A 1,567-nucleotide genomic window follows, 5' to 3' on the forward strand; every position below is an offset into this window, starting at 1 on the left:
TGTTTTGTTTTTTGACGGAGAGTTTGATCCTGGCTCAGGACGAACGCTGGCGGCGTGCTTAACACATGCAAGTCGAACGATGAAGCGGTGCTTGCACCGTGGATTAGTGGCGAACGGGTGAGTAATACGTGAGTGACCTGCCCTTGACTCTGGGATAAGCCTGGGAAACTGGGTCTAATACTGGATACGACCATCAGATGCATGTCTTGGTGGTGGAAAGGGTTTGTACTGGTTTTGGATGGGCTCACGGCCTATCAGCTTGTTGGTGGGGTAATGGCTTACCAAGGCGACGACGGGTAGCCGGCCTGAGAGGGTGACCGGCCACACTGGGACTGAGACACGGCCCAGACTCCTACGGGAGGCAGCAGTGGGGAATATTGCACAATGGGCGCAAGCCTGATGCAGCGACGCCGCGTGAGGGATGACGGCCTTCGGGTTGTAAACCTCTTTCAGCAGGGAAGAAGCTTTTGTGACGGTACCTGCAGAAGAAGCGCCGGCTAACTACGTGCCAGCAGCCGCGGTAATACGTAGGGCGCAAGCGTTGTCCGGAATTATTGGGCGTAAAGAGCTCGTAGGCGGTTTGTCGCGTCTGCTGTGAAAGCCCGGGGCTTAACTCCGGGTGTGCAGTGGGTACGGGCAGACTAGAGTGCAGTAGGGGAGACTGGAATTCCTGGTGTAGCGGTGAAATGCGCAGATATCAGGAGGAACACCGATGGCGAAGGCAGGTCTCTGGGCTGTTACTGACGCTGAGGAGCGAAAGCATGGGGAGCGAACAGGATTAGATACCCTGGTAGTCCATGCCGTAAACGTTGGGCACTAGGTGTGGGGGGCATTCCACGTTCTCCGCGCCGTAGCTAACGCATTAAGTGCCCCGCCTGGGGAGTACGGCCGCAAGGCTAAAACTCAAAGGAATTGACGGGGGCCCGCACAAGCGGCGGAGCATGCGGATTAATTCGATGCAACGCGAAGAACCTTACCAAGGCTTGACATGCACCAGATCGTTCCAGAGATGGTTCTTCCCTTTTGGGTTGGTGTACAGGTGGTGCATGGTTGTCGTCAGCTCGTGTCGTGAGATGTTGGGTTAAGTCCCGCAACGAGCGCAACCCTCGTTCCATGTTGCCAGCACGCTCCCTTTGGGGGTGGTGGGGACTCATGGGAGACTGCCGGGGTCAACTCGGAGGAAGGTGGGGATGACGTCAAATCATCATGCCCCTTATGTCTTGGGCTTCACGCATGCTACAATGGCCGGTACAAAGGGTTGCGATACTGTGAGGTGGAGCTAATCCCAAAAAGCCGGTCTCAGTTCGGATCGTGGTCTGCAACTCGACCACGTGAAGTCGGAGTCGCTAGTAATCGCAGATCAGCAACGCTGCGGTGAATACGTTCCCGGGCCTTGTACACACCGCCCGTCAAGTCACGAAAGTTGGTAACACCCGAAGCCGGTGGCCTAACCCTTGTGGGGGGAGCCGTCGAAGGTGGGACGAGCGATTGGGACTAAGTCGTAACAAGGTAGCCGTACCGGAAGGTGCGGCTGGATCACCTCCTTTCTAAGGAGCATTCACATCCG

1 rRNA gene is annotated in these 1,567 nt (G+C 56.6%); it reads left to right on the forward strand.

What is annotated here, in order from left to right:
- The first annotated feature begins 11 nt into the window (after positions 1-11).
- Positions 12-1,547, forward strand: a 16S ribosomal RNA gene (locus tag EDL96_RS13285).
- Positions 1,548-1,567 lie beyond the last annotated feature (20 nt).

Origin of the sequence: Kocuria soli (genome assembly GCF_003797835.1) — a bacterium.
Lineage (GTDB): Bacteria > Actinomycetota > Actinomycetes > Actinomycetales > Micrococcaceae > Kocuria > Kocuria soli.